Raw genomic sequence first — 26,775 nt, 5'->3', positions numbered from 1 at the left:
TGAACGGAATTCGATTAATGGTCAAAATGATAATGCCCCGAAATTACATCATATTATTTTGTGCAATATTACTGCTCCTGATTGCGCAGCTTTTGTCTTCTGGGTCAGCGTCGAATGCGCAGTCTTTGAAGAAAAATCCGCCGTCTCAAGCTGAGATGCAGCTTTCATTTGCACCATTGGTCAAGCAAACAGCAAATGCTGTCGTAAATGTTTATGCTGAGCGGATGGTGCGCCAAAGGTCGCCTTTTGCTGGTGATCCTTTCTTTGAGCAGTTTTTTGGCCAAAAGTTTTCCAATCGTACTGAAAAACAATCATCGCTTGGTTCAGGTGTTGTTATCGATAGTTCTGGTATCGTCATTACTAACCATCATGTAATTCAGAGTGCCGATGATATCAAAGTCGCATTCTCTGATGGACGTGAATATTCAAGTCGTATTCTATTACAGGATAAAAGCGTCGATCTTGCTATCTTGCAGATTGAGGGAGGTCGAGGTTTTGCCGCGCTGGAATTCGGCGATTCGGATGCATTGGAAGTTGGTGATCTTGTGCTGGCGATAGGAAACCCTTTTGGTGTTGGGCAAACCGTAACCAGCGGAATCATTTCAGCATTAGCGCGTAATCAGGTTGGTGTTTCTGATTTTGGTTTTTTCATTCAAACAGATGCAGCCATTAATCCTGGCAATTCGGGTGGTGCGCTTGTTGATATGAATGGTAAGTTGATCGGCATTAATACTGCAATATTCTCACGTTCTGGCGGGTCTAATGGAATTGGTTTTGCAATCCCTGCTAATATGGTTCGAGCTGTCACGACGGCTGCAATTGGCGGGAATGATAAATTTGTACGGCCGTTCATTGGTGCAAGCTTTGATCCCATAACGTCTGACATTGCCGAAGCGCTTGGACTGAATGTTGCCAAGGGTGCGCTTGTAACCGCGATTGTGCCGGACGGACCAGCCGAGCGGGCAGGGCTAAAGGTGGGAGATTTAGTGTTTGGCTTTAATGGGCAAGCGGTTGAGCACCCAGATGCTCTTGGTTATCGGCTATCCACATCATTGGTCGGCGATATTATCGAACTAAGTATTCGCACCAGGGGTGAAAACAAGGGTTTGAAAATAAAACTTGAGGCTCCGCCGGCAGGAGGTGTGTTTAATACTTCTATTTTAGAAGGCAATAATCCATTTGCTGGAGCTGAAGTGGCATTGTTGACCCCGTTTCTTGCAAATGAGATGAAGATTCCCAGTAATATTAAAGGTATCGCCATTTTGAAAATTGAACGTGGTGCTCTTGCGGGGCGTTATGGATTTAGGGCGGGCGACATTATTACGTCTGTATCTAATCGGGAATTGGAGAGTGTTGCACAATTGGAAGAAATTTTATCGGCTGGTGCAAGCTTTTGGCGGTTAGAGATCATACGCAATGGCCAGCGCATACGCCAGGTCCTCCGATAAATGGCAGATCTATTCGGTTCAAACGATAGTAAACAGACCGATGATGTGTCTCGACCGTTGGCAGATCGTTTGCGACCGGGGGATTTGTCTCAAGTCTCCGGGCAGGAACACCTTACGGGTCCAGATGGTGCGCTTACACGGATGATTGAAACCGGAGTCCTGGGTTCAATGATATTTTGGGGGCCGCCAGGTACAGGTAAAACAACGGTCGCTCGGTTGCTGGCTGGTTTTGGTGATTATGCATTTGTGCAGATATCAGCTATTTTCTCCGGTGTCGGTGAGTTAAAGAAAGTGTTTGAGTTGGCGCGCGCTCACCGCCAGTCGGGGAAGCAAACATTATTATTTGTAGATGAAATTCATCGCTTTAATCGCGCTCAACAGGATAGTTTTCTGCCTGTTATGGAAGATGGAACAGTTATTCTCGTCGGTGCTACGACAGAAAACCCGTCTTTTGAATTAAATGCTGCGCTTTTATCGCGTGCTAGAGTGCTGAGTTTTAAATCTCATAATGATGATAGTGTTGCCGCACTTATTAAGCGGGCGGAAGACGTCGAGGGAAAGAAGCTTCCACTTGATGATGAAGGTCGCGCAAGTCTTATTCGAATGGCCGATGGTGATGGGCGTGCGGTCCTCACGCTTTCTGAAGAAGTTTGGCGGGCTGCTCGCGAAGATGAGGTTTTTGACGCTGAAGGATTAGCAGAGATCGTGCAGCGTCGTGCACCTGTTTATGATAAAAGCCAAGATGGACACTATAATCTCATCTCGGCCCTGCATAAAGCGGTTCGTGGCTCGGACCCAGATGCAGCACTATACTATCTAACGCGCATGTTTGATGCAGGTGAAGATCCACTATATTTGGGTCGGCGCCTTGTTCGCATGGCATCAGAAGATATAGGCCTTGCCGACCCACAAGCGCTTCTAATCGCAAATGCTGCCAAAGATGCGTATGATTATCTTGGCTCACCAGAAGGCGAGCTGGCGTTGGCGCAGGCCTGTGTTTATTTAGCAACCGCGCCCAAATCCAACGCTGTCTATGTGGCCTATAAAGCTGCAATGCGCGATGCTAAACAACATGGCTCACTGATGCCACCGAAACATATTTTAAATGCACCTACTAAACTGATGAAGGATGAAGGGTATTCGGATGGGTATCAATATGACCATGATGCGCCAGATGCTTTTGCAGCTCAAGATTTTTTCCCGGATAATTTAGGCCGTCAGGTTTATTATGATCCACCAGAACGTGGATTTGAAAGAGACATACGTAAGCGGCTTGATTTTTGGAACAAGCGGCGAAATGAAACGTAGGTAGACTTAAAGCTCCTGAATAGAACTTCTCGCTTGGTTTTTGATAGTTGATCGTCTATCAGATCATTTATGATTAAAAATCTTGTTCTCGTAGCAGTTGGCGGCGGTTTGGGCGCCTCTTTACGGTATCTAACAGGCATTGCTGCGCTGAGGTGGTTTGGCCCGAATTTTCCCTGGGGGACTTTGGTCGTTAATGTTATTGGTTCTTTCTTAATGGGAATGATTGCGGAGTTTATTATCCGCCGCGTTGGAGTTGGAACAGATTTACGGCTATTCCTGATGACCGGTTTACTGGGTGGCTATACAACATTTTCTGCTTTCTCGCTCGATGCCATATTATTGTTTGAACGTGGAGCTTTGTCAGCAGCGACTGGGTATATCTTGCTCAATGTTATTGGTGCGATATTGGCGCTTATGTTGGGCCTTGCTTTGGCGAGAAATATTTTTTGATAGATCGTTTGGGATCTAGAAAGGGCCGAGATGGCTGGCGTTGAACTTAAAAAAGTTGAAGATGATGAAGCCGGAATGCGTCTTGATCGCTGGTTTAAGGATCATTATCCGGGGCTTGGCTTTGGTAAGCTGCAAAAATTGATCCGTTCCGGTCAAGTTCGTATCGATGGAAAACGAGCAAAGTCAGACACCCGTGTTCAGTCCGGTGAAACTGTGCGTGTGCCGCCCTTGGATGTTGACCATAAAAGCTCAAAACCGATCACTGAAAAAACGATGAGAAATCATGGTGATGGCGATTTGTTAGCGCAGATGCTTATACACGAAGATCCGAAAGTTTTAGTTTTTAACAAACCTTCTGGTTTAGCAGTGCAGGGCGGTTCAGGTCTTGTTCGTCATGTCGATATGATGCTGGAATCATGGCGTAATAAAAAGGGTGAGAAGCCCCGTCTTGTTCATAGGCTTGATCGAGATACATCAGGCGTACTGGTCGTTGCAAGAACACGTGGTGCCGCGCAAGCATTAACAGCTGCGTTTCGTACGCGCGATGCAAAGAAAACCTATTGGGCACTTGTTCAAGGTGCGCCGTACAAAAGCGAAGGGCGTATTTCGACGTGGCTTTTGAAGCACCAGACACCAGATGGGGATAGAATGCAGGTTTGCGAACATGGCGAGCCGGGTGCTGATCATGCAATTTCTCATTATCGCACAGTGATATCTGCCGGTCGAAACCTGACATGGTTAGAAATGGAACCCCATACAGGTCGAACTCACCAGTTGCGCGTTCATGCTCAATATTTAGAGACACCAATTATTGGTGACCCCAAATACATCACGAAAGACTACAACTGGGAATTTCCAAACGGCATTCAAAAAAGATTACACCTCCATGCGCGACGAATTTCTATTCCTCATCCGTCTGGCGGCATGCTTGAAGTTACTGCACCACTACCACCGCATATGGTCCAGACATGGAACTTACTCGGTTTTGATGAGAAAGATGCTGAGGAAATAGATGGATGAAGTTAGTTCTTTTTGATTGCGATGGCACGCTTGTTGATAGTGCGCATGTGATCCATCGTTGTATGCAAGCAAGTTTTGAAGATCACGGCTTTGTCCAACCGAATTTGAGTGAGACTAAATCAATTATCGGCCTGTCGTTACATGATGCGATTGGTATTCTTCTTAAAGACCAAACGACCAATCAGCTTGATAAGATGGTTCAGAATTATAAGGATCATTTCTTTAAAATCCGTACGCAGGAAAATTTACTCGAACCATTATATGCAGGTATTCGTGATGTACTTGATCAAATGAAACAGCGAGACGAACTTATCTTGGGTGTTGTTACGGGTAAATCTACACGTGGGCTTATTGCTATTTTGGAGGGGCATGGTCTAAGAGATCATTTCCTGCCCATAAGAACAGCTGATGACTGCCCTTCAAAACCACATCCTGCAATGGTAACTGAATGTTGTGCTGAAGTTGGAATTGATGCCTCATCAACATATGTGATTGGTGATTCAACTTTTGATATGGATATGGCAAATCATGCCAATGCGAAATCTGTTGGCGTGGATTGGGGCTATGCATCCGTTTCAGAATTGGAAAATTCAGGTGCAAACCATATTATTAGCAATCCATCAGAATTAATTGATATTATTGGATAAAACATGCGTGATATACTGAACGATATGTCGGATAAATCCGAACAAGAAAAGAATCCCATGCGTGATGTGCAAAAGCAGACCGCGCTGCCGAAAAGGTTCTATACAGATGTTTCCGTTGTAGAAGAAGCAGATCAATTCGTCATTCAACTTGATGGAAAATCAGTTAAAACACCGGCAAAAAATTCACTCTCATTGACAGATAAGCTGATTGCCGATCAAGTCGCGTTGGAGTGGAAGCAACAGGAAAAGAGCATTGATCCGGCAAAGATGCCGTTAACGCGAATGATCAACACAGCGATTGATGGCGTTAATGACAATACAGAGGCGGTCTTTGACGAGATCGTAAGTTTCTCCGGTACTGATATGCTTTTTTACAGAGCTGCATCTCCTGCCAAGTTAGTTGAACTTCAATCAAAAGCGTGGGATCCAATCATCGAATGGGCACGTTCATCGTTAGGTGCGCCTTTTGTTATCACTGAGGGCATTATGCATGTCGAGCAGCCGCCTGAGGCAATAGAGGCATATTCCAAGGCGCTTAAACGGCATACATCAGCCTTTGTGCTTACCGGTCTACATAGTGCCACCACGTTGACAGGTTCTGCTTTGCTGGGCTTATCTCTTGCAGAAGGAATAGTTTCTGCGGAAGAAGCATGGGCGGCAGCGCATGTGGATGAGGACTGGAATATTTCTCAATGGGGCACGGATGATGAAGCAGAAAAACGCAGATTATTTAGATGGGCTGATATGCGGGCGGCGTGCCTACTTTTAAATTGTAAATAGTTTGTCTGTTTTCTTTGGTATTATTCTCCCGAGTTAACCCTCAGTTAAGCATAAAATGAAATCCTTCATTAAGAATTATCTTATGAGGGAATCACCCGTGACATCGCTTGGTTATCGTTTTAAATTTGTTTCTACAATTATATTGCTGATTGCAAGTGTGGGTGTGCTTTCCTCTTGCGCGAGTAAGAAGAAGGATTATTCTTCTAGAGATAATCGGTTCCCTCTAAATGTTATCGAAGTTGATGTATCTTCGCTCGATCCGGCTGGGGATGAATTTGCAAGGCAGCTGGAATATAACTTAAAACAGTCCGTTGGTAGTCCATCCTTCACGGCCACACGTAATGTAACGTTAAATGTGCAGACGCATCCTAACGGCGTTTTGGACAAATCAACGAAATCACTTTTTCGACAAGTTACATCACTTGGTGGAACAAGCGTGACTGCTACCGTGCGTGTTATGGACAGTACAACGGGCGCTTCTCTCCGCTATGAACAAATAACCAGTAGCTCTACAAAAGACGATATCGAAATTGCAAATTTGTTTATTGAAGAAGATCTTATAGCTCAAATTAGATCGATTCTTGGTTTAACACTTTATCCTCCCCGTCCGATTTCCTATGTCGCGACATCGATCAATAACTCAGCGGTTCAGAGCAGGGATGACGTTAAACTCGTCTACTCGCCTGAGCAACAAGTTGCTGATCCATTGCTTAATGGTCAGATTACGCCTGAAACGCGATCCGATGATATCATGGAGCAGGTTAAAGAGATGGACAAAAAGATGTCCGCTGATGCAAAGGAGATGAAGCGTAAGGTCAATAAAGAAGCCAAGATGGTCAAAGATGCTCTTATGGAAGATGTAGTTGCTCCAGAGAAAAAAACAACTATGGATGAGGCCGCGCCATTGAAGAAGATGGATAAGAACATGATGAAGGATGATGATGTGGAAAAAGCTGTCGCTGGCGAAAGTGACTTATGCATCGTCACAGTCGATAATGATTGCCTTGGGCCGAATGTCGTTCCGGAGTAAATGGCTGAAATTTACTTAAGCCGCTCCATATGCCAATTAAGATGATCGTCCATAAAGGTCGAGATGAAGAAATAGGAATGGTCATAACCTGGTTGCAAACGTAGTTGCAGCGGAATATTTGCTTTCTCGCAGGCTTCTTGTAGTAAATGTGGGCGCAAACCATTTTCTAAAAATGAGTCCGCATCACCTTGATCTACTAGAAATTCTGGAAAAGTTGCTCCATCTTCAATCAAAGCTGTTGCATCATATGCGCGCCAATCTTGTTTATTTGCGCCGAGATAGTTCTCAAATGCTGGAGCAGACCAATCCGCAGTCATGGGCTGGGCAATGGGTGCAAATGCTGAGCAAGACTTAAACTGATCAGGATTTTTGAGAGCAAAGGTGAGGGCACCATGACCACCCATTGAATGACCAAATATACCTTGCTTTTTCATATCAGCGGGAAAGTTATCTGCAATGATTTCAGGCAATTCAGCGAGTATATGGCTTTCCATCTGATAATTCTTCGCCCACGGTTCTTGCGTTGCATTGAGATAAAAACCTGCGCCTTTACCCATTTGCCAATTATCACTTTCATCGGGCACAGCATCACCACGAGGGCTAGTATCAGGGCACACGATTATGAGACCTAATTCAGAAGCACGTTTGCGATATTCTCCCTGATCCATAACATTTGCATGAGAGCACGTAAGGCCTGACAGATACCACAGAACAGGGCATGGTTTTTCTTTTGCAATAGGTGGAATGAAAACTGAAAACGTCATTTCGCATTTACATGCATCAGATTGCATTGAGTAAACGCCTTGCACACCGCCATGAACGGTACTTTCAGAAATAGTTTTCATGTTTTCCTCATCGTTTCTAAAGTCGTTTGAGACCAATACTATTGTCAAATTAGTGTAGTATGAACAAGTGCCAAATATGGGTCTGTTGTTGAGGCTTAGAATTCACTGATTTTACTTGCCAAACTAAATTGCCCGGAATGCATTTGCTAAATCTAGCATGGTCTTCTTCGAATCATAATATCAGTTCTGAATTCGTTAGGAGTTAACTCGTATCGGATTTTATATCTTGTTCGGTCGGGCCGAAGATACCCTCAAATGATGAGCGCAGGGATAGATCCAGATCATTCATCGTTACGGGCAGTCCAAGATCCACAAGACTGGTGACGCCATATTTCTGTACACCACATGGGACAATTCCGGAGAAGTGTTCTAGGTCTGGCTCTACATTGATCGCGATACCATGAAAACTAACCCATTTTCGCAGTCTAATCCCAATCGCGGCTATTTTTTCTTCGTTTATGCTTCCGTCTGGGAGTTTGGATTTTTCAGGGCGCTGGACCCAAACGCCAACACGATCTTCGCGGCGTTCTCCTTTGACGTTCATGTCTGCCAGTGTTTCAATAATCCACCTTTCTAAAGCTGAGACAAAAGCGCGAACATCTTGTTTGCGGCGCTTCAGGTCGAGCATTACATAAGCAACACGCTGACCCGGTCCGTGATAGGTATATTCGCCGCCGCGACCCGTTTGGTAAACGTCAAACCTGTCAGGAGAAACAAGATCATTTATGTTAGCACTTGTTCCTGCCGTATAAAGAGGTGGATGCTCAACAAGCCAAATGAGCTCATTTGATTCTCCATTCGATATTTTAGTTGCTTCATTTTCCATGAAAGATAAAGCATCTTCATAAGGTGTAATGTCACCTTCAATGCGCCATCTCACTGGTGGTGAGCCATCCAGCGCCAAAAAATCAACTTTTATCTCATCACGAAGCATTTAATCTATCCATTATTAGAATATATGTTTTTTTCGTCAAACTTGACTTGTGTCAAGTACCTGCTTTTGCTAAGTGCTGCATCGCTGGCTTATTAATACCTCAGAGTTCAGTATAGTGTGCGGCCGTGGCGGAACTGGTAGACGCGCAGCGTTGAGGTCGCTGTGGAGTAAAATCCGTGGAAGTTCGAGTCTTCTCGGCCGCACCATTTTTCAAAAGATTTGCAAAATTGAGTTGGTCTATTATTTGAACTTGGCGGCTCCAGGCTTGATTGACGGTACCCTTTCGCAGATTTTCCAGCGTTTAAGTTTGTGCATTCAACGAGTGTAACCAAGGTGATGATTTTGGTTCTCGCGTTGTTGAGCTTTTTCCATACAAAGATTTTGCATGTCTTTTAATGTCATCTAAGGTTGAGTGAATTTGCCATCTTTGTAGTAAATTGAACAATATATTGGGTTATCCGTATCAGCACTATTGGTTTCAGGGCCTTGCTCAAATTGAGCTGAGCAACTTTGCAACAATGTATTCATAAATAGATCGACACTTATGCGTTTTCGAGTGATCAATGGCGTGTTTTGCTTTCGAGAGGAGTCAAAAAACAGTTAAAAGTAAATAGCCATAAGCTTCGCGAATGTTGGTATGTTTAGTAATTGTGTTTAATTTACATGCTTAGAAGAATGATTCTCTTCATAAAATATTGGGCGGGTTAGTTCATGGAAGTTGAACAAGAAATAATAGAAGCGTTTTTTGAGCGCATGTCTTCGCCTGCTTATATTAAGGATGAAAATCTCAAATTTGTTTATGTAAATTCTGCTTATGCTGAATTTTATGGTATGGAGCCTGAGCGCTTCATTGGTAGAACCTCATCCCAAATATCCAATACTATTGCAACAAGGTTATTGGAACAAGATGAAGCTAAAGTTCTTGCATCAGGTGCTGCTACTCAAATTGGTGACAGAGCAACATCTAACCGTGGAACGACAATATGGCGTGAAGTAGAGCGCAAGCCTATTATAACCCAAAATGGTACACGATACTTGACCGTAATTTTGCGAGACGTGAGCAAATATAAAGATATCGAATTCCAACTTGAAGATACAAGAAATGAATTGGAGAAAGTGCGCGAGTTGGCAAATATCGCGGAACATCGCAGTGCTGATTTTCTAGCAAAAATATGCCACCAAGTAGGTTCACCCACAAGAAGCATTATATCAGTAGTAAATTCTGTTTCCGACGGAGATTTTGATAAGGATCGAGGTTCTTCTATAGAACAAATTCTATCTTTGAGTAATACTATCCTTGGCGTTGTTGATGATTTATCCAATTATACATCTTTGGACATCATGCAGGCTCCGGTAAGATCTGAATCCTTTGAACTGTTTAAACTTGTGTGCGAAGTCACATCCGCAGTGATGCCTGAGGCCAGCAAGAAAAATTTGCAGTTTTTAAGCTATATTGATCCAGACATACCTATGAACTTATTGGGTGATGCCGGTAAAATTCGTCAGGTTATTACAAACTTAATAAGCAATGCCATTCGATTTACTGAGAGTGGTGAGGTTAAACTTAATATTAGTGCTGTACCGCACAATAATGATCAAACCACAACAGTGCGCTTTGAAATTCATGATACTGGTCGCGGGATTACCGCAAAAGAGCAAGAACACTTATTTGACAAGTATCGTCCAACTAAGGCGGGATTACATGTTGGTCAGGGTGTTTCTGTCTCCAGCGCACTTATCGCTTTAATGGGTGGTATAATTAGATTGGATAGCGCAGCCGGTATTGGCTCGAAGTTTTGGTTTGAACTAGATTTTGATGTTCCAAAGAAAATACCTCAATCTATTCAAAAAATCCCCAACCTAGAGAAAAAACGCTTCATCGTGATAGATGACAGCGAGTTTGATAAGGCGCTACTCGAGCATCAACTTAAAGAATGGGGTGGAGATGTAGCTGCTTGCCGCAACGCTGAAGAAGCGATCGCTGTTATGTGCGCGCTATTTGAAAAAGGTTTTACCGTTGAGGGTGTTTTTATTGATGATGAAACCAATCAGAGCAATAATATAGATCTATATGCTTTAATAAAAGATGATGAAGTTTTATCACATATACCGTTGTTTATGATGGTATCTTCCGCAGATAATTTTCCCACTGGTGAGGGGGTAGAGCGCAACAACTACATTCTCAAGCCCTTGGAAATAGGGTCGCTAAGGTCGCTTCTTCTAGGTATATTTTCAGAACATTATGATGTTCAAGGCACTCATGAAGATATAAATGATTTACCCCGCTCGGTTGTAAAAGATCCAAAAATACAACAGGATAGGGGCTTGGATAAACTTATTAGAAATCATGATAAAGGCACAAATATTGATATTCTTCTGCTTGAAAGTAATACCGTAAACCAGATTATGTTGGCACAAATTTTGGAATCGATTGGTTATCAATATAAAATCACATCTGATATAGCGGAAGGCGAGGCGTTATTTAAATCGCATCAACCTAAGCTGGTTATTATTGATGCTGCTAGTCGTGAATTTAATAATGAAGATACGCGACTGTGTTTGGAGAAGTTGAAGCGATTTAATGGACTGGTGCCACTTTTAGGAATGATGCCCTTCTCGGATTCTGCTGACGGAGAGGATGAAACAAATTTACTATTACCTGTTCTTGATGGTCAGATTAAGAAACCATTATCCCCTCCGGAATTATTTAATAAGATTGAAAAATGGATGCAAATTGCTGATGCTAGCCAGATCAGAAGAGCATAAATTATATGACTAATAAAACTCGATGTCTTCGTACGACATAGCATCTGAAAGTAGGCTTAAATATTCATCATTAGGAATATCAATCGCTCCAAAACGTTTAAGGTGATCTGTGGTGAACTGTGTGTCCAGAAGTATATAATTTAATTTTTTTAAATGCTTAACAAGATAAGCTAAACAAACTTTTGATGCGTCTGTCTCTCGTGTAAACATACTTTCACCAAAAAAACCAGCCCCGAGTGAAACGCCGTACAAACCACCCACTAACTGATTGTTACGCCAGGCTTCAATGCTATGTGCATGGCCTACTTTATGTAGTTGCAAATAGGCTTCATATATCGTTCTATTAATCCAAGTAGAGGGTCTATTGCCAGTCTCTTTCGCGCACTCCTTCATGACGTCATCAAAACGGGTGTTAATCCTGATATCAAACTTACGTTGTGCTATGACTTTTTTTAGGCTGCGAGGTATATGAAATTGGTCAAGTGGAATAATCCCACGTATCTCCGGCTTAACCCAAAAACAGTCAGGATCATCTGCCGAATCCGACATTGGAAACAGGCCCTGACTATATGCGCTTAGCAGAATTTCTGGCGATAAAGGCATGTGGTCTGATGAAGTCGTCATTCAAAATCCAGTGTTTGAATGGATGCCATATTTAGTGAGTTGGCGACATATCGCCGCCAAGCTCATTAATTTGCGTTCTTGTTTTCAAGATATTTTTCTAGCCAATGGATGTCATAGTCACCGTTTACAATGTCTTGATTATCCAAAAGATCTAAAAATAATGGGAGTGTCGTGTTAATACCGTCAACCACAAACTCATCGATTGCGCGACGAAGGCGCATCATACATTCATTTCTAGTGCGTCCATGAACGATCAGTTTACCTATTAGGCTATCGTAATATGGCGGGATTCTATATCCCTGATAGACGCCAGAATCCACACGTACACCTAAACCACCGGGCGGATGATAGTGTGTAATGGTTCCAGGAGATGGAACAAATGTATTTGGATCTTCCGCATTAATTCGACATTCTATTGCATGTCCAATGAATGTAACATCTTCTTGAGAAACGGAAATTGATCCGCCAGATGCGATACGAATTTGCTCATTGACTAAGTCGATGCCTGTAATAGCTTCGGTAATTGTATGTTCCACCTGTAAACGGGTATTCATTTCAATGAAATAAAACTCGCCATTCTCGTAGAGGAATTCAATTGTGCCAGCGCCGCGATATTTAAGTTTGCGCATAGCGTCGGCGCAAATTTCACCAATTTTTATTCTTTGATCTAGATTAAGGGCAGGAGAGTTTGCTTCTTCCCAGACTTTTTGGTGTCTGCGCTGCAGAGAGCAGTCGCGTTCGCCAAGGTGAATAGCATTGCCTTTACCATCACCCAAAACCTGAATTTCAATATGACGGGGTTTTGCCAAGTATTTTTCGATATAGACAGCTTCATTGCCAAAATTTGCGCCAGCTTCTCTTCTAGCAGTATCCAATGCAATGGATAATTCATCTGCGTTATTTGCAACTTTCATGCCGCGCCCACCGCCGCCTGCTGTCGCCTTGATGATGACAGGGAACCCAATATCATCCGCTATTTTGCGTGCTTCTGCTTCAGTCGAAACTTCGCCTGGCGAGCCAGGTACAATAGGTATACCGAGTTCTTCTGCTGTCTTCTTAGCGGTGATCTTGTCACCCATAATGCCAATATGTTCGGAAGTTGGTCCAATGAAAACAATATCGTGAGCTTCTAAGATTTCAGCAAATTTAGCATTTTCTGAAAGAAAACCATAGCCGGGGTGAACTGCTTCAGCTCCGGTGATTTCGCAAGCAGCCACGATCTGATGGATATTTAAGTAGCTATCGCGTGATGCCGGTGGCCCAATGCAGACACTTTCATCTGCTAATCGTACATGCATTGCATCCTGATCGGCTGTAGAGTGGACAGCGACAGTTTGTATGCCGAGCTCTTTACAAGCACGTAAAATTCGTAGTGCGATCTCGCCGCGGTTGGCTATTAAAACCTTTGAAAACATGATTTTACCGGCCTATTCGATAATGACTAATGTATCGCCGAATTCTACCGGCTGACCATCTTCTAAAAGAATTTCTACAATCTTGCCCGAGCGCGGTGACGGAATTTGGTTCATCGTTTTCATCGCCTCAATAATTAGCAATGTTTGACCTTCTTTCACAGTTTGGCCTACCTTAACGAAGGTATCTGATTCTGGAGATGGTGATAGATATGCTGTTCCGACCATCGGTGAAGGAACGCTATGACCATTTGTTGCAGGAGTTGCAGCCACAGGTGCTGACACAATATCAGACATTGGTGCTGGAGTACTTGCGGGGGCAGGTGCCGGTATTGCAGCTGTCGCATATTGTGCTGGAGCTGATGTTGCTCTTGATACACGGATTCTTAAATCATCCTGTTCAACTTCAATTTCGGTCAGATCAGTATCATTTAGTATTGCTGCCAGATCTCGAACAATCGATTGGTCGATACCCTTCTTTTTAGTGGTCATTTAAATGTGCCTTTTATTTTACGAATTATTTGTTTCGGCGAATGCTTGAAGCGCCAATTTATAACTATTTGACCCGAAACCGCAAATTACACCTTGGCATACAGAGGAAATCATTGATTTATGACGGAATTTTTCTCGTGCATGTACGTTAGACAGGTGAACTTCGATCACAGGAATGGAAATTGATCGTATTGCATCGTGAAGAGCAACAGATGTGTGGGTATACGCGCCGGCATTTAAGACAACACCGATAGCTGTATCATTAGCACCCTGTAGAAAATCAATAATATTGCCTTCATGGTTTGATTGATGAAAATCAATCTCGAAACCTAATTCAGCACCTGCTTTTGTACACAACTCATGAATAGAAGTAAGTGAAAGATCACCGTATATTCCCGGTTCTCTTTTACCAAGCATATTTAGATTAGGTCCGTTAATTACGGAGACCCTATTTGACATTTTTTTGTCCCATCAAAACCAAGTAAATTTCTATAGCCCTGTTAGGTCTGTAATTAAAGCATTTTTCGCTAACATAATGCTAATATAAGGTGATTTTCATGCAAAATATTAAATCCAGTTCGTGAGATAGGCAAATTTTGTGTCAATTTGAAAATCTAAAGCTCCGCAGCTAATAATAGACAAAATTGACGCTAACAGGTTGCTTTACCACATGACCTCATATTTTGAATTTTCTTGAGAATATCTGAAACTCCAACCGCGCCGAATATGGGTTCTTCACCCACTATATAAGAGGGAGTTCCGTTGATTTCTAATGCTTGAGCAATCTCGTATGTTTTGTTAATTCCTTCAAGGAGTGTCTGGTCTTGCAGTTCTTTTTCCAAAGCAACAAGGTCAATTCCTAGGCTATCGGCAATGGACATGCCTTTATCTTTGTTTGCTCTACCGGAGGAACCTAACATTTCCGTGTGGAATTGAGCAGATTTTTCTGGTGCAATACGATTAACAGCGATGCTTACACTTGTTGCTTCTACGGATTCTGGCCCGAGAATTGGAAACTCTTTCAGAACGAATTTGACGTTGGGGTCTTTTTCTACGATCTCAATCATATCAGACATCGCACGCTTGCAATAACCACAATTATAATCAAAAAATTCAACAATTGTAACGTCGCCGTCTGGGTTTCCAAAAACTATGTCATCTGAATTATTGGCAATGTCATCTGCCATGTCTGTTATAATACTCTTTAAACGCTGTTGTTGAGCTATCAGTTGGCGTTGTTCGAGTACTGTTTGCGCCTCGACCAAAACCTCAGGATTTTCTATCAAATATTGCTTGATAATTTCCCCCAATTCTTTCTTCTCGGCGTCATCAAATGCAAGCGACGCTCCCACAGGAGAAGATGCAATAAATGCTCCAGCTAGAAGAACTTTAATATATCTTGTCATATTTGAATTATCCTTTGAATTCGCTTGCAAGAACTTAATTGCCAACTGTTAAAATATCTTTTGCACGTTGCCAGCTGGGTTTACCCTTAACTAGTTTTTGTAAAGCGCGGCCCGCAAATATTTTTGCATTTCTTCTATTGCCAGCACGAAAGTGTCCCTCAGCCATTGAAAGTTCCGCATTGCCAATATCACCAGTTAAAGCATAGGCACTAGAAAGCGAGCGGTATGCATTGAAATTATTTGGGTTTGACTGTAACCCTGTTTTAATCGCCGCGATAGCCTTCTTTGCGTTCGATTTTTTACCTGTGGCAACATAGGCAAATCCTAATCGTGCTTTTATGAGGCCGGACTTTTTTTTGTCTAGCTTCACTGCCTTTGTGAATGATTTAACCGCTTGATCAGCCTTGCGGGTTTTAAGTTCTAATTCACCTTTTAGTTCATACAGGTATGGATTAGATGGCTGCTTTTTTATGACCTTATTCAGCAGTTGAAGCGCTTGACTTGACCTACCTGCTAAATCTGTTGCAATAACCTGACCATAGATTGCTGCAAGCGAGTTTGGTGACTTACTAAATGCGCGTCGTACACTGTTAATCCCTCCTGAAAAAGCCGCAATTTTTGCTCTCGCCATATCATGTCTCAGCTGGCGTGATTTTGGGTCTTTTTTGTCAAAATACGGGCTTTGGGTTGCACTTTTTTGGAGAAGGCTGATTCGTTCTTTTGGCAGCGGATGGCTTAAGCGATAAGGATCAACTCGCACTCCGGCGAGCGCCAAGTTTTGTGAAAACCGTTCAAATGTTTTAAGCATGCCTTGTGCGGATTGCTTCGTACTTTTGAGGTATTTTAAGGCCGCAGTATCCGCATTAATTTCTTCGCTTCGTTTATATTTGAGAATATTTCGGGTCGCGAGTTGTGGCGCAGCAGCAATGATGGCAGATCCCGCAGCCGCTCCCCCATTTGAGCCAGAGGTTGAACCGGCAACAACGGCACCAGCGCCCAATAAAGCTCCAACGATAGCAAGTGTTTTGGAACCGTCCAATTGCGCTCGTAAACGCTCTTGATGGTTGCCTGCCAGATGACCTGCCTCATGCGCAATAACACCAATAATCTCGTTAGGTGTTTCGGACTGCATGATAGCACCAATATTTACGAAGATTCTGCGACCAGATACAAATGCATTAAAACTTCTTTCATTTACCAATATTACTTCTATGCCGCGACTTTGGAGTCTGGCTGCTTTGAGAATGGGCGATGTATAGTCAGCCAATAGTCCCTCAATTTCAGCATCTCGAACAATAGATACACTTCTGCCAGATTGCCCCAACGCTAGCTGGCTGGATAGCAAATAAAATAGGATTGCAAACAGCGACGTGACTGAGCGGAATTTAAGAATCTGTGAAATCAAACTTGCCTCCAAATTAACAGCTGTTTTGAACTATAACCGACGGTTGGGTGCGTACAAGGGCAACCCATATTAATCGCGAAAATGTGAATTTGTTCTAGGGCGTTAAAGCGATGGAATTATGACGTGGTACCAGACGTCCATTCTGCAACTATTACCTATCGGGATGAACAAAAAGGCTCAGTATAAAACTGAGCCCTTCGATAAGTATCTCTATTTAAAAGCTTTACGCCACCAACCCGTTTTTTTCGGCTCTTTTTTGCTGTCCGCGTCGCTAGAAGACGTAACGACTGGTTTAGAGGCAATCTGATCGATATTGGTGCGCGATTCTCTGCTTGGCTTAGAATGTTCTGCCATTGTCTCAACAACAACTTCCGCAGCCGCGATCTCTGTTTTAGGCGTAACTTCCGCTTTTACAGGTTCCGCATCATTTTGTGCAGCATCAGCGTTTTCGACCTCGGCTTTTGACTTGCGTCTGCGACGAGGTTTCTTCGGCTTTTCTTCCGCCTTGTCCGCTTCGTCGGCAACGGCAACAGGTTCAGGGGGTGAAGATGTGCTCGTTTCTATTTGCTCTGCGACTGGTTCAGGCTGTGGCGTTTGCTGATCATCAGTTTCAGAATTTTCATGGGTTTCCTGATCTTTATCTTTATTTTTGCGTCCACCGCGCCTTCCGCGACGACGGCGTTTTTTCGGACGATCTTCGGAATCATCATCATTTGTATTTACATCTGATGCAGAGTTTTCACCATTTGTATCATCTTCTGAGGAGTTTTCACTATCTTGAGTCTCTGAATTAGCTTTCTCAGAATTGTTGTTGTTATTGTTACGACCACCACGACGCCGGCGACGACGCTTACGGGGAGCTTCTTCATCGGTCTGTGTTTCGTTCTCGTCGTTTTCAGTTTCAGCCTGAACCTCATTCATCTCTGAATCGGCAGTCCCGTAGCTGGATACAAGTTGTTCAGTACTTGCATTTGCTTTTTTGGTGCTTTGCGGACCTCTTTCGACATTGAACTCTTGACCTGAAATTGCCGGATCAACGTTGATCAAAATGGTTACGCCAAAACGTAACTCGAGTTCGATCAATGTGTCTTTCTTCTGATTGAGAATGTAAAGCGCATTTGCAGCACTGGTGCGTACATTCACATCGTTACGAGGCGATTTAAGTAATTGCTCTTCTATGGCACGCAATACATGTAATGCAAGTGAGCTATCAGAGCGCATATGTCCTGTGCCTTCGCAATGTGGACAAGTTTGCGTTGTGCTCTCGAGTACGCTTGCCCTAATTCGCTGACGCGACATTTCCAGAAGACCAAAATGAGATATGCGGCCGACCTGAATACGTGCACGATCACTCTTAAGGCATTCCTTTACGCGCTTTTCAACGGCTCTGTTGTTCCGCTTTTCTTCCATGTCGATAAAATCGATCACAACAAGACCCGCAAGGTCACGTAATCTTAGCTGACGTGCAACCTCCTCAGCGGCTTCAAGATTGGTTTGAAGTGCCGTATCCTCAATCGAGCTTTCACGTGTTGAACGCCCGGAGTTTACATCAACTGCAACCAATGCTTCAGTCTGATTAATAATGAGATAGCCACCAGATTTTAATGTCACTTGAGGAGACATCATCTGGTCAAGCTGTGCTTCGATGCCGTAATTCACAAAGATCGGGCGGGCTCCCTTATAGGGCTGAACGACTTTTGCATGGCTCGGCATAAGCATTTTCATGAAATCTTTGGCTTCACGATAACCATCTTCGCCAGAAACTATAACTTCGCCAATATCTTTAGTATAAAGATCGCGAACCGAACGTTTAATCAGGCTACCTTCTTCATATACGAGACTTGGTGCTATGGAATTGAGCGTAAGTTCCCGAACATTTTCCCATAGTCGCATAAGATATTCGAAATCGCGACGGACTTCTGTTTTCGTACGACTGGCGCCCGCTGTGCGCAAAATAACCCCCATGCCTTGTGGCACTTCCAGGTCGCGCGCGACTTCTTTAAGACGCTTACGATCTTGCACATTGGTAATTTTACGAGAAATTCCACCGCCACGAGCAGTGTTTGGCATCAGAACGGAATATCTACCTGCCAGTGACATGTATGTTGTTAGCGCTGCCCCTTTATTACCCCGTTCTTCTTTTACAATTTGAACGAGGAGGATCTGGCGGCGTTTAATAACTTCTTGAATACGATATTGTTTTCGTGATTTTCTTGGTGTTGTAGGAATTTCTTCAAGGGCATCATCTTCATTAGTCCCTACATTCTCTACACTTTCATTCTCTGAATTATCGTCACCATTGTCTTCATCGGTTGAAGTTGCAATGCTGTTTTCGTTATTACCTTCAGAGTTTTCAGCCTTAGCAACTGTATCATCTTCAGGCATTTCTTCAGATTTAGTTTCTGCAGCTTTAGAATTGTCTTCACCTTCTGTAGCCGATTCAACCTCACTGGAAACTGGTTCAGAGACTTCGTCTTCTGTTTCTACAATGGCCGCGATTGTGTCGGGTTTATCATCGGATTTTTTTGAAGTGTCTTCTTGCTCCACCTCAGATGATTCTGAGGTTCCAGTGTCTGCATTCGATGTTTCGGCAGGAGTCGGTTCAGCGCCTGCCTCGATTGCCTGCTGCGCGTTGATATCCGGATCAACAGTATCGGTATCTGCTTGATCAGTTTTTGGCTCAGATTGGCTTTCGCCTTCTGCGATAGTTGAATCAGCTGTAATCTCTGCTTTCTTCGCTGAAGTTTTCCGCCTGCGCGTTCTGCGTTTCTTTGGCTTCGCTTCTTGTTCCGCCTCTGGCTCTGCATCATCACTCGATTTTTCAGTCGCAGTTTCAGCTTCGGCTTCATCTTGATCCATAGATCTAGCTTCTGCAGCTTCTTCCTCAAGAAGAGCTTGGCGATCTGCAAGTGGGATCTGATAATAATCAGGATGAATTTCTGAAAATGCGAGGAAACCGTGACGATTGCCGCCATAGTCTACAAATGCAGCCTGTAAAGAGGGTTCCACCCTTGTTACTTTTGCTAGATAGATATTTCCGCGCAGCTGCTTTTTATGCTGCGATTCAAAATCAAATTCCTCTATACGATTTCCGCGAACGACTACGACGCGTGTCTCTTCTGCATGAGACGCGTCTATTAGCATTTTTTCTGCCATTTAAATTTTGCTCCTCGACAGAACAAAACCCGCAGCCTCCCTCTAGGATCGGAATAGATCTGAGCCTATAAGTCTGGTTACGTTTTTGTGTGTCGAATATTGGGCGCAGAGGTGCTGATTTGATCTGTGTAGAACAGGCAAAAAAAGTAGGCGACGAGCAGAATGCCCTATCTCTAATACTCTTCTTTTTCACGACCGCATTCAACATTTCAGATCCCGCACTTTGCGTATCTCTAATTTTATGGTTCGGAAGCCTCATATATCGAGCTTAACCAAACCGATGATTTTGCCAATTTTGCAATTGGCAGTGACCTTGGTCACAATTTACAAACGGTGACTATTCACCGATCCTTAAAACAATTCTTATTCGCCATTTCTTGGCGAAGAATTGAAATTCAATTTTTGAATGCGCCGCATTCATCAAAGCTGGTAAGCCTTAGACGTCAGGTGAACATATTCAGGAACTATCGATTGATCTTTGGGAAAGATTTTCGATCATCTGAAAGATTCTACCTCGTCGGAATTCCAACTTACCGATTGTTTTATGTCTTTAAAAGGATTCTTGCAAGTGGAAACAATAGTTGTTTGATTGCGGTCGATTATAGACCAGCCATTATATTATCGTGATTTTTGCATAATAAGGCTTTATTTATTGAATATATTTGATTCTTCCGGCACTGATTTGGCAGTTAGAACACGCTGTTTGTAATTTTGAAGGGTAAATATTAGCGTTGAACACTCATATAAAATCGCGACATATGATTTTGCAACGTGCATTTTCTCGAACTTTGGTGTTTTTGTTTTTTGCAGGCTGTTATCTTGCTGGGGCTCAACAAACCTTTGCTCAAGATAGCAAGGAATTGGTCGCAGATGTCGCACGGCTTATCGGCGACGACAATCGGGCACGACTGTTAATCGAGTTTAATAACGAGCCAAAATTTAGTATTCGTTATCTTGATACGCCATACAGAATTGTGATTGACCTCAAAAAGACCAGATTTAATTTCTTACCAGAGGATTTGGAACCAAGGGGAATATTAGCAGATCTGCGCTATGGTTCTATGTCTGATGTCAGTTCTCGCATGGTGCTTACATTGAAGCAATCTGCAGTTCTGGAATCAGAAGAATTGCAGGAGTTGGAGGATGGCAGGTATCGGCTCGTATTGGATATAAGTTCAGCGCCGGAAAGTGTTTTCGAATCCATTCTGACCGATCAAAAATGGGACTCAAGACCCAAAAGCGGTAAGTCGAGCCGTGTTCTTCTTTCCGGAAAGCAGGACACAAATACCTTTGTTATCGTATTGGATGCCGGCCATGGTGGTATTGACGGCGGAGCTGAGGGCCGAAATGGTACGAGTGAGAAAGAAGTAACGCTAGCGTTTGTCCTTGCTCTGAGAGATGCACTTGCTGACCTGGGTGACGCTAAGGTCGTTTTAACGCGGGACAGCGACAAATTTATTTCGCTTGCTTCACGCGTTCAAATCGCACGGCGAGAACATGCCGATCTTTTTATCTCTGTCCATGCAGATTCCATTCGTCAAAGAAATTTGAGAGGAGCCTCAGTTTATACTTTGTCTCAAAAGGCAACCGATGCTGTGACTGAAAGTCTAGCCGAATCTGAAAACCTGACTGATGTTATCGCGGGATTACAAATTGAGGATGCATCTGATGAAGTAACTGGAATATTGATTGATCTTGCCAGACGTGAGACTAAGCAGTTTTCGGAAAGCGTTGCAGATCAAATTGTTGGATCATTTAAGGGGCAAGTGCAGCTAATTAACAATCCGCACAGACGTGCCGGTTTTAGGGTTTTGCAAGCACCTGACGTTCCGTCTATTCTCATCGAGTTGGGTTTTCTGTCAAACCTGACAGATGAAAAATTGCTGTCTAATCCCGAATGGCGCTCAAAAGCCGCCAAATTACTGGCTCAATCAATTACAGATTATAAATCGGTCGTCATGCAAAGCCGGTAGTAGATAACAACAATCTACGAGACTAATTCTTGCCAGTGAACACATTCCGCCCGCTCACCCAAGTCGATAATATATTGGCTCTAGTTGCGGAATAAATGATTTTTTGAAGTTGATCGTCCAATGTATCCAATTCATCATCAATGAAAATTGGTGACGCGGAGGCATCTGGAGCAACAAGAATAGCGTCGAATTGATAGCCAGCTTCAAATCGTCCAACCGGTAAATCTAAAGCATCAGCTCCGCCAGCCGTTGCCAGATGAAACGCTTCGCGGAAGTTTATCCGCGAGTTTTCAATACCTCTTTCATCGGCAGGCAAGCTGGCATCTGTTCCTTCTTCTAATGTACGAGACATATGAATTGAAAAACGACAGGTTTCAAAAATAGACGCACTTGGACCACCAGAAATATCAGTGCCCAATCCCACTCTTAATGACTTCTCCAACGCTCGTTTTAGGGGAAATATTGCTGTAGAAAAATAGATGTTTGATAGCGGGCAATGCGCAATGCCTGCACCCTTATCGGCAATAACATCCATATCTTGATCAGAAATAAAATTGCTATGTGCAAGAATGGTGTGTCTACCTATTAAGCCGAAGTCGGCAAGGGCATTTGTATCAGTTTTACCTGTTCGATCGAGTACATAATTGTGTTCCCAATCACTTTCGGAACAATGTGTCTGAACGTGGCAATGGTGCGTTTGTGCCAGTTTGCCAAGGCCAGATAGTGCTTCATCAGTACAACTTGGAATAAAACGAGGCGTGATGACTGGTTTTACAAGATCAGCCGTATTATTTTTCATCGAATGAACGTAATTGATGAAAGATTCAGTCTCTTCCAATGCCGTTTCGGTTGACTTGTCTCTATAATAATCAGGACATTGATCAGGATTATCCATGACAACTTTTCCGATAAGCGCTCGTTGTCCTTTTTCGAGACAAATATCTGCAAGTAGTTGAGTTGCTTTTTTATGAATGGTTGCAAAATAAAGCGCAGTTGTTGTGCCGTTTGCGAGAAGAGAACCGACCAAATCTGCGTACATACGCTCAGCAAATTTTTCATCACTATATCGGGCCTCGAGAGGGAATGTGTGCTCCATGAGCCAAACTTCCAGCGGAACATCCAGAGCTTTTCCTAGTTGAGGCCATTGAGGCGCATGGATGTGAAGATCGACAAAGCCTGGCAGGAGAAACTGATTACTGGGCAGTTGAACCAGACTATTGTCTTGTTTTGCTTCAGATTTTTTCTTCTCATAACTGGGGTCGTTCGGGCGAACTACTTCTACTATTTGCCCCTCACCATTAATAATCATGAGTGCATCTAAGCAAATATCAACTTCCCCGCACACGGGAGCATGCATGATCGAAGCTATCATGGTTTTATTATGTATATCAGTCATCAATGTCCCAATTTGAAGTGTCTTCTTTTGCTTGGTCAGTTCGTATAGTCACGTTAGGATTTAATTTGCACGTGAATCATCAAACATACTACACGCAAATTTGAGGCGAATATAGAAATTAAAAACAAAGGTCTTTCCCGTTTTTGCGAAAGCTGGATAATATAGTATCTCTATCTTCTAAAGTTTCCGGAAGTTCTACAATGCGTTTAATTTGATCATCTGCATCATAGATAATGCAATGTAATCCCCGTCCATTGGGCATTTTTGTATTTAATTGCGAAACATATGCTGCCGAACCGGAACCGTAGACGGTGTAGAATCCGGTTTCATCCGGTTGAGATAGATAACCCTCGACAAGTTTTCTTTTAAGCCTGTGTTTAAATAATCCGCGCGTAATCGTTTGCGCTGATAGTCCTCTATTATGAGGAACCCCCACAACCGTTATAACATCACCCATCTTTGCATGCTGTGCTGTGAAATTATCAACTAAAACGCCACCGATATACGTTTCTTTTTCGGCGTTTGCACCAAAATAGGAGGCTGTAACTTGCGCAGATGTTTGCGGCTGGATTTTCCGTATATAGCTTGCGATCAATTTATCCTTATTCCAAATACCGTCGATAGCAAGCCATTGGCCATTATCAGAGATATCTGACATCTCAAAGTCTTGAAAAACGGTATTTGCAGTAACGGTAATTTCCGAACCCATAATGGAGATCGTTTTATCTGGATGAAAGAACGCCGGACCGAGCAGTGGCGAAACCTGTCGAATGCTATTTGCCATCCATTTATCGGTCTGTTTAACCGCTTCAACCACCACAGTTTCACCAGGTTTTAATGAAGAGGCCAATCGAGGTCCCAATGTTGATGATACTGGAAAATCAGGTGGAAATTCAATTGTTTGGCCATTGACATGAATGCTGCCAAGAGAGTTGATAATACCAACGATCCCTGTTCCGACAATACCACCTTCGCGCTCTTCTGGTTCTTCCGCCACACCAGGTATGATAGTCAACATCCATATCAGGACTGCAATTATTGCAGAGAAACTATTTACTCGCGTCATGCCTATTTTCCTCTGACTTGATTGTTTTCTTATCGTTGCAAAAGATATAGGCGCCGACTGAAAATCTTTGACTGTTGTGTTTATCGTTAGCATCCTGCTCTTGAAGAGTTAGGGCTTCTTTATTCAGTGTTTCAAGAATGTTCTGCATCAAATTTTGAGCTTTAAATTCAAGTTTTTCTACTGATTTTTCTGATAATTTGTTTACATGTAATGCGCGTTCAAAAAACGCCTTCTCTGACTGATCTTTGAGCAGGTTCCCGCTAGCGGCATCTAAATGCGCAGCTAGATTTTTCTCAAATGCACCCAACATGAGACTGTCATCTGTTGTTGCAAGAAATGCTCCTTTTACAAGTACGAACTGGTCGGTGGCTTTTTTGTATTCGATAATTTTTTCCTCAATCAAGGCGTCAAGTAGAGTCGAAACGGGGATATCTACTTTTGATATTCGGACGAGATCGTTAAAGCCGGGGGTTTCTTTATTTCCTTGTCGTCGAAGGGCAGATGGACTGCCGATTTCATTTTGAAATTTTTCATGTGTTAGCCATATACCGATCACGAGGCTGGCCGGATTTATGAGGGAGCGTTTACCTCGTTCCGATGGATTTTCTCTTAAGCGCCTGACATCTTTTCTGTGAAGGCCTGTTAAAAGGCTCACTCGGCTATCTGTTATCTTGTCGTTTTCAGATGTTGCCGCATCATAAAGGGCGCGCTTAAGGGCATCAATTGCCGCATTTAGCGTCATATTATATGCAATCATGATTTTGGCGACTGGTTTCAGCAGGCGGGCGAGAACCTTTTGAAACAGCACCTGCCGGCTAACCTGATCATTCATAATTGGAATTCCGCATTAATGCACAGCACCACCATTCATCGTATGTATTTTATAGCAAGCCACAACTCAATTTATGGGAGATTTTCCCATCAAGCAAGTATCATGCTAAACACTATTTATTTTAGCGTTGTTTATCTTGCCAATTTTCGTGAATCCATGGTTCTGCGTTGGAGCTTGGCAGTGGTTGCTTGCCTAGTATGTGATCAGAGGCTTTTTCGCCCACCAGAATTGAAGGCCCATTTAAGTTGCCGTTGGTAATGCGTGGGAATATTGAGCTGTCGACCACTCTTAATCCATCTACACCAATCACGCGGCATTCAGGGTCAATGACCGCCATTGGATCATCTTTACTGCCCATTTTGGCTGTGCCACATGGATGATAGGCACTTTCGGCATGTTCACGAATGAAACCGTCAAGCTCATCGTCGGTTTGCAATTCTTTTCCGGGCTGTATTTCTTTGCCCGCAAAAGGTTTGAATGCTTCTTGCGCGAATATTTCACGTGTCAAACGAATGCAGGTCCTGAATTTTTGCCAATCATCTTCCGTGCTCATATAGTTGAAAAATATGCGCGGTGCTTCATTCGGATCATTTGAACGCAGTGTGATTTCTCCGCGAGAAGGGGAACGCATTGGGCCTACATGAGCTTGAAATCCATGCCCTTCCGCTGCAGCTTTCCCATCATACCGAACAGCAATTGGCAGAAAGTGATATTGAATATCAGGATATTCGACGCCTGCTTGAGATCGAATAAATGCTGCTGATTCAAATTGATTAGATGCGCCGGGGCCGGTTTTCGTGAACAACCACCGCGCACCGACATAAGCTTTGCCGAGCAAATTCCAGTATTTATAGAGCGTAATAGGCTGTAAACTGGCCATTTGAATATAGAGTTCAAGGTGATCTTGTAGGTTCTGACCAACACCTTTGCGATCAGCAACTACGTCAATACCATGCTCACTTAGATGAGCCGCTGATCCAATACCAGAAAGCATGAGAATTTTCGGTGTATTGATAGCAGACGATGATATAATTACCTCGCGACGTGCGCGAATGGTTTCAATCTTGCCTTTATGTTCAAATTCGACACCAACAGCGTGGCCATCTTCAATGAGAACGCGTCGTGCGAACCCTCGAATGATGTCGCAATTTTTTCGCTTTAGTGCAGGCTTCAGATAAGCATTTGCTGCGGACCACCTTTGGCCATTATGCACGGTTTGCTCCATTGGTCCGAAGCCTTCCTGCTTCTCGCCATTATAGTCTCCCGTGACCTGATATCCTGCTTGTTCTCCGGATTTAACAAATGCATCGTGTAAAGGGTTGTCGCGCTTACCTCTACTTACATGCAACGGACCATTATTGCCGCGCCAATTCGCATCGCCGCCATGCCCACCGCTTGACCAGTTTTCCATCCGTTTGAAGTAAGGTAAAACGTCTTTGTAAGACCAGCCATCTGCGCCACTTTCTTGCCAGTAATCGTAGTCACGTGCATGACCTCTTACATAAACCATACCGTTGATAGATGATGATCCGCCAATAACCTTGCCGCGCGGTGTCGCCAAGCGACGATTACCCAGATGCGGCTCGGGTTCACTTTGAAAACCCCAATCATACTGCGACATACTCATAGGGTAGGACAGGGCACCTGGCATTTGGATAAGTGGCCCGATGTCCGTTCCGCCAAATTCAAGTACGAGAACGGTGTTTTTGCCATCTTCCGATAAGCGATAGGCAAGCGCACAACCGGCAGAACCTGCGCCAATAATTACAAAATCAGCTTCCATAG

22 protein-coding genes and 1 tRNA gene are annotated in these 26,775 nt (G+C 43.4%); 10 read left to right on the top strand and 13 right to left on the bottom strand.

The genetic code is table 11. From position 1 onward, the window contains the following. The first annotated feature begins 155 nt into the window (after nucleotides 1–155). The 7 genes from G3W54_RS14585 to G3W54_RS14555 all read left to right on the top strand — a co-directional run bounded on the left by G3W54_RS14585 (nucleotide 156) and on the right by G3W54_RS14555 (nucleotide 6,683). Nucleotides 156–1,448 carry a DegQ family serine endoprotease gene (locus G3W54_RS14585; RefSeq protein ID WP_244627964.1) on the top strand — a complete coding sequence of 431 codons (1,293 nt, stop codon included), beginning with the start codon at nucleotides 156–158 and terminating at the stop codon, nucleotides 1,446–1,448. Continuing rightward, nucleotides 1,449–2,756, top strand: a complete 1,308-nt coding sequence (locus G3W54_RS14580; RefSeq protein WP_162654007.1) for a replication-associated recombination protein A — start codon at nucleotides 1,449–1,451, stop codon at nucleotides 2,754–2,756. 72 nt (nucleotides 2,757–2,828) lie between these two features. Further along, complete coding sequence (crcB, locus tag G3W54_RS14575) at nucleotides 2,829–3,206, top strand: fluoride efflux transporter CrcB (RefSeq protein ID WP_162654442.1); 378 nt, start codon at nucleotides 2,829–2,831, stop codon at nucleotides 3,204–3,206. Nucleotides 3,207–3,236: 30 nt separating this feature from the next. Beyond that, the gene (locus tag G3W54_RS14570) at nucleotides 3,237–4,226 is read left to right on the top strand and encodes an RluA family pseudouridine synthase (protein WP_162654006.1); all 990 of its coding nucleotides are present in this window, start codon (nucleotides 3,237–3,239) and stop codon (nucleotides 4,224–4,226) included. Then, nucleotides 4,223–4,873 (top strand): HAD-IA family hydrolase, encoded by a 651-nt coding sequence (locus G3W54_RS14565; protein ID WP_162654005.1) that lies wholly within the window; start codon nucleotides 4,223–4,225, stop codon nucleotides 4,871–4,873. Before G3W54_RS14570 ends, G3W54_RS14565 begins: the two co-directional genes overlap by 4 nt. Nucleotides 4,874–4,876: 3 nt before the next feature. Next, nucleotides 4,877–5,653: an ATP12 family protein gene (locus tag G3W54_RS14560; protein ID WP_162654004.1), complete on the top strand. Its 777-nt coding sequence runs from the start codon at nucleotides 4,877–4,879 to the stop codon at nucleotides 5,651–5,653. An 82-nt stretch (nucleotides 5,654–5,735) separates the two neighbouring features. Further along, the gene (locus G3W54_RS14555; protein WP_162654003.1) at nucleotides 5,736–6,683 is read left to right on the top strand and encodes a hypothetical protein; all 948 of its coding nucleotides are present in this window, start codon (nucleotides 5,736–5,738) and stop codon (nucleotides 6,681–6,683) included. Between the two features lie 11 nt (nucleotides 6,684–6,694). Here G3W54_RS14555 and fghA read toward each other — a convergent pair whose 3' ends face one another. Then, entirely contained in the window at nucleotides 6,695–7,528 is an 834-nt protein-coding gene (gene fghA / locus G3W54_RS14550) for an S-formylglutathione hydrolase (RefSeq protein ID WP_162654002.1), read from the bottom strand. Between the two features lie 202 nt (nucleotides 7,529–7,730). Next, nucleotides 7,731–8,462, bottom strand: coding sequence for a lipoyl(octanoyl) transferase LipB (lipB, locus tag G3W54_RS14545; RefSeq protein WP_162654001.1), 732 nt, complete (start codon nucleotides 8,460–8,462; stop codon nucleotides 7,731–7,733). 119 nt (nucleotides 8,463–8,581) lie between these two features. Between lipB and G3W54_RS14540 the strand changes: the two genes are divergently transcribed. After that, nucleotides 8,582–8,668: transfer RNA gene (locus G3W54_RS14540), tRNA-Leu, on the top strand. Nucleotides 8,669–9,173: 505 nt separating this feature from the next. Next, complete coding sequence (locus G3W54_RS14535) at nucleotides 9,174–11,228, top strand: ATP-binding protein (RefSeq protein ID WP_162654000.1); 2,055 nt, start codon at nucleotides 9,174–9,176, stop codon at nucleotides 11,226–11,228. 9 nt (nucleotides 11,229–11,237) lie between these two features. Here G3W54_RS14535 and aat read toward each other — a convergent pair whose 3' ends face one another. The 7 genes from aat to G3W54_RS14500 all read right to left on the bottom strand — a co-directional run bounded on the left by aat (nucleotide 11,238) and on the right by G3W54_RS14500 (nucleotide 19,723). Further along, nucleotides 11,238–11,852, bottom strand: coding sequence for a leucyl/phenylalanyl-tRNA--protein transferase (gene aat / locus G3W54_RS14530; RefSeq protein WP_162653999.1), 615 nt, complete (start codon nucleotides 11,850–11,852; stop codon nucleotides 11,238–11,240). A 65-nt stretch (nucleotides 11,853–11,917) separates the two neighbouring features. After that, nucleotides 11,918–13,267, bottom strand: coding sequence for an acetyl-CoA carboxylase biotin carboxylase subunit (accC, locus tag G3W54_RS14525; RefSeq protein WP_162653998.1), 1,350 nt, complete (start codon nucleotides 13,265–13,267; stop codon nucleotides 11,918–11,920). 12 nt (nucleotides 13,268–13,279) lie between these two features. Next, a complete protein-coding gene (accB, locus tag G3W54_RS14520) occupies nucleotides 13,280–13,756 on the bottom strand; it encodes an acetyl-CoA carboxylase biotin carboxyl carrier protein (protein WP_162653997.1) in 477 nt (158 codons plus the stop codon). 18 nt (nucleotides 13,757–13,774) lie between these two features. Next, a complete protein-coding gene (aroQ, locus tag G3W54_RS14515) occupies nucleotides 13,775–14,215 on the bottom strand; it encodes a type II 3-dehydroquinate dehydratase (protein WP_162653996.1) in 441 nt (146 codons plus the stop codon). 191 nt (nucleotides 14,216–14,406) lie between these two features. Then, nucleotides 14,407–15,162: a DsbA family protein gene (locus G3W54_RS14510; RefSeq protein ID WP_162653995.1), complete on the bottom strand. Its 756-nt coding sequence runs from the start codon at nucleotides 15,160–15,162 to the stop codon at nucleotides 14,407–14,409. 34 nt (nucleotides 15,163–15,196) lie between these two features. Next, complete coding sequence (locus G3W54_RS14505; protein WP_244627946.1) at nucleotides 15,197–16,567, bottom strand: M48 family metalloprotease; 1,371 nt, start codon at nucleotides 16,565–16,567, stop codon at nucleotides 15,197–15,199. Between the two features lie 210 nt (nucleotides 16,568–16,777). Continuing rightward, nucleotides 16,778–19,723, bottom strand: a complete 2,946-nt coding sequence (locus G3W54_RS14500) for a ribonuclease E/G (protein ID WP_162653993.1) — start codon at nucleotides 19,721–19,723, stop codon at nucleotides 16,778–16,780. A gap of 731 nt (nucleotides 19,724–20,454) precedes the next feature. Here G3W54_RS14500 and G3W54_RS14495 point away from each other — a divergent pair. Continuing rightward, a complete protein-coding gene (locus G3W54_RS14495) occupies nucleotides 20,455–21,696 on the top strand; it encodes an N-acetylmuramoyl-L-alanine amidase (protein WP_244627945.1) in 1,242 nt (413 codons plus the stop codon). Between the two features lie 22 nt (nucleotides 21,697–21,718). Here G3W54_RS14495 and guaD read toward each other — a convergent pair whose 3' ends face one another. The 4 genes from guaD to betA all read right to left on the bottom strand — a co-directional run bounded on the left by guaD (nucleotide 21,719) and on the right by betA (nucleotide 26,773). Next, nucleotides 21,719–23,092 (bottom strand): guanine deaminase, encoded by a 1,374-nt coding sequence (gene guaD, locus G3W54_RS14490; protein WP_162653992.1) that lies wholly within the window; start codon nucleotides 23,090–23,092, stop codon nucleotides 21,719–21,721. Between the two features lie 118 nt (nucleotides 23,093–23,210). Then, a complete protein-coding gene (locus G3W54_RS14485) occupies nucleotides 23,211–24,158 on the bottom strand; it encodes a DUF5666 domain-containing protein (protein ID WP_162653991.1) in 948 nt (315 codons plus the stop codon). Continuing rightward, nucleotides 24,142–24,990: a DUF6502 family protein gene (locus G3W54_RS14480; RefSeq protein WP_162653990.1), complete on the bottom strand. Its 849-nt coding sequence runs from the start codon at nucleotides 24,988–24,990 to the stop codon at nucleotides 24,142–24,144. Before G3W54_RS14480 ends, G3W54_RS14485 begins: the two co-directional genes overlap by 17 nt. Before the next feature lie 121 nt (nucleotides 24,991–25,111). Continuing rightward, a complete protein-coding gene (gene betA / locus G3W54_RS14475) occupies nucleotides 25,112–26,773 on the bottom strand; it encodes a choline dehydrogenase (RefSeq protein ID WP_162653989.1) in 1,662 nt (553 codons plus the stop codon). Nucleotides 26,774–26,775: the final 2 nt, after the last annotated feature.

The sequence above is a fragment of the Lentilitoribacter sp. Alg239-R112 genome (genome assembly GCF_900537175.1).
Lineage (GTDB): Bacteria > Pseudomonadota > Alphaproteobacteria > Rhizobiales > Rhizobiaceae > Lentilitoribacter.
The sequence above is the reverse complement of the archived record's forward strand: the minus strand, read 5'-3'. Positions and strand labels throughout refer to the sequence as shown.